This is a genomic window from Streptomyces sp. NPDC002643, from assembly GCF_053592555.1.
Genome location: NZ_JBSFVY010000049.1, coordinates 52,981 through 61,585, shown reverse-complemented (window position 1 = coordinate 61,585; position 8,605 = coordinate 52,981). Strand labels below are relative to the sequence as shown.

Genomic DNA, 8,605 nt, shown 5'->3' with positions numbered 1-8,605 from the left:
TCACCAGATCACCAACCGCGGACCGCCAGATTCCGCCCCGCCGCCACACCATCAGGCGACAACAGACCCACTCAAAGACTCACGAACCGCCCACTAACGAGGTCCAGGCAGCCCGCCTCCCAAATCGCATTCGGCATTCGCCACGATGCGCCGGCATCAGAGCCTCGTCGCAGCGGAAGCGGTGGACGGCGGCGACGGGCCCGAACACCTCTTGCCGGGTCATGCCGTGGGCCGGGTCTCCCCCGATCGCGTTGGGCCCCGGATGGCGTCCGGTTGCCAACCCGGGGACGCCCGGACGGCTCAGAGAGCAGCTCCGGTTTCCCGCGCGTACGCCCTGGCCGGTGGGGCAGAAGACGGATTCTCGCATGTAAGGCTCTCCGTGACGCGCGGTCAGCAGCGCTGTCGTGCAGCGCTGCAACGAGTATGGGGAGCGCCAGGGGGAGGGGTCCTGCACCATCCCGCTGCCGCATCTGCACGAACAGCGCGCGGGCTGCGCGCCAACTTCGCCGGCGCTGTGGCTCGGATACCGGCACGGCTCAGCCGGGACGTGCACAGTCTGCGACACCACGTGCGGGCGACGCCCTCCGACCGGTCTTCAACGTCGCGGCGGTCACGCGCCGTTCCTCGGCGGGGACGTGAGAGACAATGCGAGGAACCGCCGCATGGTCACGGCGGCGAGCGGACCGCGGTGCGGCCGGCCGCCGCAAAAGGTGCGTGGGGATGGCGGGCTTCGGCCTGCTTCCGCCCCGGCTGGCCTTCTCGTTCCAACTGCTCGGGATTCCCCGCCGCCTGAAGGAGCATGCTGGCACGTCTCGTCGGCTTCCCATGACGGGCAACCGTGATTCAGGTCTGGTCAGATGAACAGCTGTGCCCGGGGAGGGAGATGGGCCCTGAGGACCGCGAACGAGACGCGCCCCGAGATGACGCCACCCGGTGTTCGTCGGAGGGAGCGCTGTTCAAGCAAGGTGCGCGGCCGCGTGGCAGAACACCAGCCAGTCGTCCAACGACGTCTTCCCCTCCTCCGTCCACATCGCCGCCGCCTCCGCGGTGGTGCGCCACCTGATCCCGGCGTTGGGTCGGCTCGCGACCGCACTTGAGGGCAAGGCGGACGAGTTCGCCGGGACGGTCAAGTCCGGCCGTACCCATCTGATGGACGCCACGCCGGTCACCCTGGGCCAGGAGTTCGGCGGCTATGCCGCGCAGGTCCGCTACGGCATCGAACGGCTGGAAGCGGCACTGCCGCGGGTGACCGAACTGCCGCTGGGCGGCACGGCGGTAGGGACCGGCATCAACACCCCCGCCGGCTTCTCCGCCGCCGTGATCGAGGAGGTGGCCCGGGCCACCGGGCTGCCGCTGACGGAAGCACGCGACCACTTCGAGGCGCAGGGCTCCCGGGACGGCCTGGTGGAACGCAGCGGCCAACTGCGGACGATCGCGGTCGACTTCACCAAGATCGCCAACGATCTGCGCTGGATGAGCTCCGGCCCGCGCACCGGCCTGGCCGAAATCAACCTGCCCGACCTGCAGCCCGGCTCATCCATCATGCCGGGCGAGGTCAACCCCGTGCCCCCGGAAGCAGCAGCCATGGTCGCCGCACAGGTCGCGGGCAACGACGCGACCGTGGCCCGGGCGGGCGCGGCCGGCAACTTCGAACTCAACGTGATGCTGCCGGTGATTGCCCGCAACGTACTGGAGTCGATCCGCCTGCTGGCCAACGTCGCCGTCGTGCTTGCCGAGCGCACCGTGGAGGGCATCACCGCGAACGTCGACCGGCTGCGCGAGTATGCCGAGTCCTCCCCCTCCGTCGTCACCCCGCTCAACCGCCACATCGGCTACGAGGAGGCCGCGAAGGTGGCCGAGCAGGCACTGGCCGAGCGCAAAACGATCCGGCAGGTGGTCTCGGAACGCGGTTACGTGGAGCGTGGAGAATTGGCAGAGGAGCAGCTCGACCAGGCGCTGGACGCGCTGCCGATGACACGGCCTTGACGTCGCGGGCATCACCCCTGATGAGGTCACAGAACCAGGACCGCGAGACACGGTGCGCGGGGGACCCGATTACCCCCACAGCATGACGCAAAGTAATCACTTGGACACCATCCGAATAAAGTTGAGCATTGAACGGAATGGGTTTACGGTGGAGTGCGTTCAAGTAGTTCAAGATTCAATTTCTAGCCTGCGTTAGGCCTCTCCCCATCCCCGAAGGAGCACGTCATGGGCGTCTTCAGCCGCAAGAAAGCCACCCGCGAGACCGCCTCAACCCCCGCCGCCGTGAACCCCGCGCTGGCGGCATTGACCGGCGACTACACGATCGACGCGGCCCACACCACGCTCGGCTTTACCGCGCGCCACGCCATGGTCACCAACGTCAAGGGCAAGTTCCTGGACTTCAGCGGCTCGCTGACGCTGGACGGCACCGACCCGTCGAAGTCCACGGCGTCCATCGACGTCAAGATAGACAGCATCGACACGGGCTCCGCGGACCGCGACGGCCACCTCAAGAGCGCGGACTTCTTCAGGGCGGACGAGTTCCCGGTGATGACCTTCCGTTCGACCAAGGCGGAGGCTCTCGGCGGCGACGACTACCGCATCACCGGCGACCTGGAGATTCTGGGCACCACCAGGCCGCTCACCATCGCCCTCGAGTTCAGCGGCATCGCGAAGGACCCGTTCGGCAACGAGCGCGTCGGCTTCGAGGGCAATGCGGAGATCCTGCGCTCGGAGTGGGGGCTGACGTGGAATGCGGCGCTGGAGACGGGTGGCGTCCTGGTCTCCGACAAGATCAAGCTGCACTTCGACATCTCGGCGATCAAGAACTCGTAAGGCTTCGGCGTCCGGCCGCGCCCAGGTTCACGCCCTCTTCGAGCACACCCGCCCCCTCTGTCCGACACGCCAGGGGCGAGTGCTCGTTCATGCCCGGGAAAAGGCTCCCTACGTTGTTCTGTGGGATGTGGTGAGCCCTTCGTATGGTTGACCCGCCCAGGGGTGCCGGGTGTGGTTCGCTGCTGGGACGCGGCAACATCGGACCGGTCTACCCCGGGTTCGGCCAGGACATCCGCCAGGGCCTACCGCTGGCCATCGGGAACTACGCCCTGCTCCACCGGCTGTGGCGCGAGGACACGGTGGACCGGCAGGGCCGCTTCCGCACGCCGCTGCAGGCTTCACCTCCACCCCCGACCCCGGGACGGCACCGCCGTTCGTCTGGCACGGCTCGATCCGCAGCCCGGAGATCGCCGAACAGGCCGCCTCCTACGGCGACGGCTTCTTCGCCAACAACATCTTCTGGCCCAAGGAGCACTTCCAGCGCCTGATCAACCTCTACCGGGAGCGGTTCTCCCACTACGGCCACGGCACCCCCGAGCACGCCGTCGTCGGCCTCGGTGACCAGGTCCTCATGCGCAAGAACTCCCAGGATGCCGTCCAGGAGTTTCGCCCTTCCTTCGACAACCGACGCCCCGTCTACGGCCAACGGCCCCTCGCTGGAGGAGTTCACCGACCAGACCCCGCTGACGGTGGGCAGCCCGCAGCAGGTCATCGACAAGACCCTGGCCTTCCGAGAGCCCTTCGGCGACTACCAGCGCCAGCTGTTCCTGATGGACCACGCCGGACTACCGCTGAAGACCGTGCTCGAACAGCTCGACCTGCTCGGCGAGGAGGTCGTCCCCGTGCTGCGCAAGGAGCAAGGAGTTCACCTCCCGCCGTCCGGCTCGGGTGCCCGACGGTCCCACGCATGCGTCGCTGGTCGCCCGCCGTGACACACGGGCCACACAAGCCCGCGCGGACATCGAGGAGATGACCGGGTGAAACCGATACAGCCCCTGCGCTCCTGCGGCTCGCAGTCATGTCGGCCGGGCTGAGCGTCCCTCGTCCACCCGGCTGCTCGCCGACCGGCTCACCGAGGCCGTCCGGCGACCGCCGGCCGAGAACGGGCGGGAACCTCACCGACAGCATCGCACGACCCGCCAACGAGGCCGTCGTCCCCTTCGAACGGCAACTGACCGCGCTGCGCGTCGAGTAGACCCGTACAGCCGTAGGACCAGACAGGACCCGAGAGGATGCCGTGAGGGAGCTCCGCCTAGCGCCCCACGCGGAGGACAGCCGATGAGCCGGATCGAGGACCACGGCACGGATGCCCCCTTCGAGCCGGACACGGCAGAAGCCGACCGGGTCGGCCTGGGAACCATTGCGCAACAGTCTGTTCCGGGCCCTGTGGCTGGCCCAGTTCGTCTCCAACATCGGCGGCTGGATGCAGACCGTCGGCGCCCGGTGGCTGGTCACCCAGCAGTCGGGCTCGGCGGCGCTGGTCGCCCTGGTGCAGACGGCGGCCAGCCTGCCGGTCCCTCTGCTGGGGATCCCGGCGGGTGCCCTGGCCGACATCGCCGACCGGCGACGGCTGCTCCTCGTCTCCCAGGGCGCAATGTTCGTGGCCGCCGGTGTGCTGGCCACCCTGACCGCGCTGGGCACCATGAACCCGTACGGCGTCTTGGCACTGACCTTCGTGCTCGGCTGCGGAACTGCGCTGATGAGTCCGGCGTGGCAGGCCGTCCAGCCCGAGCTGGTGTCCCGCGACCAGATCCCGTCCGCTGCGTCCCTCGGCAGCGTGAACATGAATCTCGCCAGGGCCATCGGTCCGACCCTGGGTGGCCTGATCGTGGCACTGGCGGGGACCGCCGCCGTGTTCGCGCTCAACACCTTCTCCTTCCTGGCCACCGCGGGAGTGCTCATAGGCTGGCACCGCGGCGCCGAACCGAACACCCTGGGAGCCGAGCGGATGCTCCCCGCGCTACGCGCAGGCCACCGGTACGTGCGCAACGCCCCCCGAGTGCGCCGAGTGCTGGCCCGCGCGCTGCTGTTCATCCCCACCAGCGCGGCGCTGTGGGCCCTACTGCCGGTTGCTGCCCGGCAGTTCCTGGGCCTGGGAGCGGGCGGATACGGCCTCCTGCTGGGTGCTTTCGGAGTGGGAGCGGTGGTCGGCGCGGCACTGCTGCCGCGGATCCGGAGCCACCTGTCGAGCAACACGACGCTGGCAGCCGGAGGCGGGTCTTCGCCCTGGCCATCGTTCTGCTCGCCATGGTGCGCACCCTGTGGCTCGTCGGGTTGGCGCTGACGGCTTCGGGAGTCGCCTGGGTCGCCGTGCTGGCCATTCCCAACTCCCAGATGCAGTTGACGGTTCCTGGCCGGGTCCGGGCCCGTGCACTGGCCATCTACCTCACGGCCTTCCAAGGAGGCATGGCGATCGGCGCAGCAGTCTGGGGCATGCTTGCCGACCGGATCGGCCCGGTCGGCGCCTTGCTGACGGCCGCCGCGCTTCTGGCCGTGGGCTCGGCCGTAGGATGGCGTCTTTCCGTCTCCGACACTCCGCTGGACCGGTCGCCCTCCCTGCACTGGCCGGAACCGGCCATGGTGCTCGACCCTGCCGAGGCCGATGGGCCGGTCCTGGTCACCGTGGAGTACTACGTGCTTCCCGACCGCGCTGATGCCTTCGATGCGGCCATGGGCGCGGTCGGACGCTCACGACGGCGCACTGGCGCTCTTCAGTGGGAGCTGTACCGGGACGGGGCCCAGCCGAACCGGTTCCTGGAGACCTTCCTGGTGGCATCCTGGGGCGAGCACCTGCGCCAGCACGGCGGACGGCTCACCGGCGCCGATCGAGTCTTCGAGCAGCAGGCCCGCGCTCTCATCGATCCCGACCGACCTTTTCTGGTCTCCCACCTCCTCCCGGCACGGGCGTCCGGGCCCCTGGGATGACCGGGCCGGAGAGGCGGCCGTCACGTCGGGCTGCTCTCCGCCCAGCGGGCACATCCGCCCGGTCGTTGCGCCGGTGGACGACCATCAGAAAAGAGCAGGCCATAGACCGCGCGCACGGGCCGCGTCCTGGATTGGGGCGCCCGCAGGCAGAGCTCACCAAGCTCGGACGCGTCCCCAGTACCAACGACAACAACTGAATACCCCCCAGCGGAAGACCCTGAGAGCCAGATTTCAACAGCCCAAGAGGAGAGGGAGGATTCAGCCGCCGCCGACGCTCAAGAGAGCGAAACTCTCGCAGTTCTCGACGGAGACGATCGAGCGGGACGGCTTGGCGAGCCTCGCCGACCTGCACACCCCTCAACCCCGTTCAAGGAGGACCGTGCCCCAACCCGGCAACTGCACGCCGGAGGCGTTCGGGGACGAACTCGACCTGTTGCTGGAGCCAGGGAAACGGTGGTGGGGCGGTGCCGCCGCCGACGGTCGCCACATGCCTTTCGGTGCCCGGCCGCATGCCCGCGACCTTGTCCGGTCCGCCGGGCTGCGCGACGACGAGATGCGCGGGGGCAACCAGAGCTGCCCGTTGCTGGTGTCCAGCAGGGGCCGGGTCGTATGGTCCGAGCGGCCCTTCGCGTTCTCCTTCGGCGAGGGAACGACTCCGCGTGTCCGGCAGCGACGTCGTCGTCGGACGTGGGGGCACCGCCCTGCGTGAGAGCTTTTGCGCCGCTTCCGCCCGCTTCTTCCCGCCATCGGGGCGCGCACCCGTCCGGCAGTTGTTCACCGGGCCGCAGCACAACAGCTGGATCGAGCCGCCACATACGCCCACACAGGACGGAGTCCTGGCGTACGCCGTCGCCTCCGTTCCGCACGGCACCGTCTCAAACCGCAGCAGGCCTTCCCCCGCATTCAAGCGCCGGCCCCTCCGCACCCTTGTACGCCGTCGTCGAAAGCGGGCCCACCCGCGACCGGTCGGGAACGGAGTACGACACAACCCACAGGGGCGTGATCCACGTCACTCATTTAATTCATGCTTCAACCTCTTTCTTGGAAATTTCTAGCTCGGAAGATTGATTGTCATGGGTGTCCCACCCGGGACGACCACCGCCCCGGCGTGACACCCAAGGAGGCCGCGATGACGGCATCCAAGAACCAATCGCAAGGACTGTTCGGACGGATCGGCCGTGCCCTTCTGGGTCGACCGACAGCAACGACCGAGTCCCTGCCCATCCCCAACGAAGAGAAGGAACCTGTCATGTTCAACATCGCCAATGTCAAGGCCGCCCCCAGCCCGGACCTGCTGACCCCGGACAACTCGGTGATGCTGTTCGTCGACCACCAGCCGCAGATGTTCTTCGGGACCGGCAGCGGCGACCGCACCGCGATCGTCAATGCCACGGTGGGCCTGGCGAAGGCGGCCAAGACGTTCAACGTCCCGGCAGTACTGACCACCGTGGCCGCCGACTCGTTCTCCGGCCCGCTCCTGCCGCAGCTGGCCGAGGTCTTCCCGGGCCAGGAGATCATCGACCGGACCACGATGAACGCCTGGGAGGACAGCGCCGTTGTCGAGGCCATCAAGGCCACCGGCCGCCGGAAGATCATCATCTCGGGTCTGTGGACCGAGGTCTGCATCGTGCTTCCGGTCCTGTCCGCACTCGGCCAGGGCTACGAGGTCTACGTGGTAGCCGATGCCTCCGGCGGCGTGACCCCGCAGGCCCACGAGCACGCCATCGCGCGGATGGTCAACGCCGGCGCGGTGCCGGTGACCTGGATCCAGGTCCTGCTCGAGCTGCAGCGCGACTGGGCCCGTGGCGAGACCTACGTTCCCGTCACCGAGCTCGTCAAGGAGCACGGCGGTGCCTACGGCCTCGGCATCATCTACGCCCAGGCGGTCATCGGCGCCCACGCCGCAGGCTGATCCGCCGCGCCGGCGCCGGCCCGAGGTCAGCTCCCACCCCGGGCCGGCGCCGGCCGACTGCCGAAGCCCCCTGCGCACGACACCCGTCGGCTCCGGCGGAACGTTCCAGGGCCTGCACACGGCTGGAAAGCCGCCCCTGCCTGCGGCGGGGCGTCCAGCCGGCACGGCGGACGAGTCTCCGCCCATAGCAGGCCGAACCGAACCCGGGTCATGATCAAGGAAACGACAGTGAACCTCAAACCTTCGTCGGCCCCGCGTGCGCCAGGCAGTCGCGAGCCGTTCTTGCCGGCTCTCATGACCGTGACAGGCGTGAGCGGCCTCATCGACGCGATCAGCTACGTGGGCCTGGGACATGTCTTCACCGCGAACATGACCGGCAATGTGGTCCTCATCGGCTTCGCCGCCGCCGGTGTCCCCGGCTTCCCGCTGGTCGGCTCGCTGGTGTCGCTCGCCGCCTTCCTGACCGGAGCGGTGATCGCCGGCCGTCTGGAAACCGTGATGCGCCACCATACGGCGCCGGGCTGGCTCCGCTGGGTTCTGGTGTCCGAAACGGTGCTGCTGGCCACCGCCACCACCGTGGCCTTCACCACGGACCACACGGTACATGTGCTCATCGCGGTCACCGCGCTGGCCATGGGCCTGCGCAACGGGACGGTGCGCAAACTCGCCGTACCGGATGTGACCACGACGGTCCTGACGCTCACGCTGACCGGACTGGCGTCCGACTCGACTCTGGCGGGCGGCACCAATCCGCGGGCCGGCCGTCGGCTGGCCTCCGTGCTGGCGATGCTGGCAGGCGCCTTCACCGGCGCCCTGCTCGTGCGGCACACCGGACTGGGCTGGCCCCTGCTGATCAGCACGCTGGGCACCGCCGCGGCCGCGCTGGCCGTGCCGCGCAGCCCGTCCTCCGACTGACGCGGCCCGCAGCCCCACCCACCCCGCCGCGTG

7 protein-coding genes and 2 pseudogenes are annotated in these 8,605 nt (G+C 69.0%); all 9 read left to right on the top strand.

Translation table 11 applies throughout. From position 1 onward, the window contains the following. Positions 1–984: 984 nt before the first annotated feature. Positions 985–1,986: pseudogene (locus ACWD4G_RS41875) on the top strand (lyase family protein); the annotation flags it as partial. A gap of 225 nt (positions 1,987–2,211) precedes the next feature. Beyond that, positions 2,212–2,820 (top strand): YceI family protein, encoded by a 609-nt coding sequence (locus ACWD4G_RS41870; RefSeq protein WP_451303291.1) that lies wholly within the window; start codon positions 2,212–2,214, stop codon positions 2,818–2,820. A gap of 179 nt (positions 2,821–2,999) precedes the next feature. Further along, positions 3,000–3,801 (top strand): annotated as a pseudogene (locus ACWD4G_RS41865) (LLM class flavin-dependent oxidoreductase); the annotation flags it as partial. A gap of 37 nt (positions 3,802–3,838) precedes the next feature. Next, positions 3,839–4,015, top strand: a complete 177-nt coding sequence (locus tag ACWD4G_RS41860) for a hypothetical protein (RefSeq protein ID WP_451303289.1) — start codon at positions 3,839–3,841, stop codon at positions 4,013–4,015. Positions 4,016–4,126: 111 nt separating this feature from the next. Next, positions 4,127–5,104, top strand: coding sequence for an MFS transporter (locus tag ACWD4G_RS41855; protein ID WP_451303287.1), 978 nt, complete (start codon positions 4,127–4,129; stop codon positions 5,102–5,104). Next, a complete protein-coding gene (locus ACWD4G_RS41850) occupies positions 5,068–5,745 on the top strand; it encodes an MFS transporter (RefSeq protein ID WP_451303285.1) in 678 nt (225 codons plus the stop codon). Before ACWD4G_RS41855 ends, ACWD4G_RS41850 begins: the two co-directional genes overlap by 37 nt. 379 nt (positions 5,746–6,124) lie before the next feature. Then, positions 6,125–6,454, top strand: a complete 330-nt coding sequence (locus tag ACWD4G_RS41845; protein ID WP_451303283.1) for a hypothetical protein — start codon at positions 6,125–6,127, stop codon at positions 6,452–6,454. Positions 6,455–6,994: 540 nt separating this feature from the next. After that, complete coding sequence (locus ACWD4G_RS41840) at positions 6,995–7,657, top strand: hydrolase (RefSeq protein WP_451303281.1); 663 nt, start codon at positions 6,995–6,997, stop codon at positions 7,655–7,657. A 210-nt stretch (positions 7,658–7,867) separates the two neighbouring features. After that, entirely contained in the window at positions 7,868–8,572 is a 705-nt protein-coding gene (locus tag ACWD4G_RS41835) for a YoaK family protein (protein WP_451303279.1), read from the top strand. The last annotated feature ends 33 nt before the right edge of the window (positions 8,573–8,605 follow it).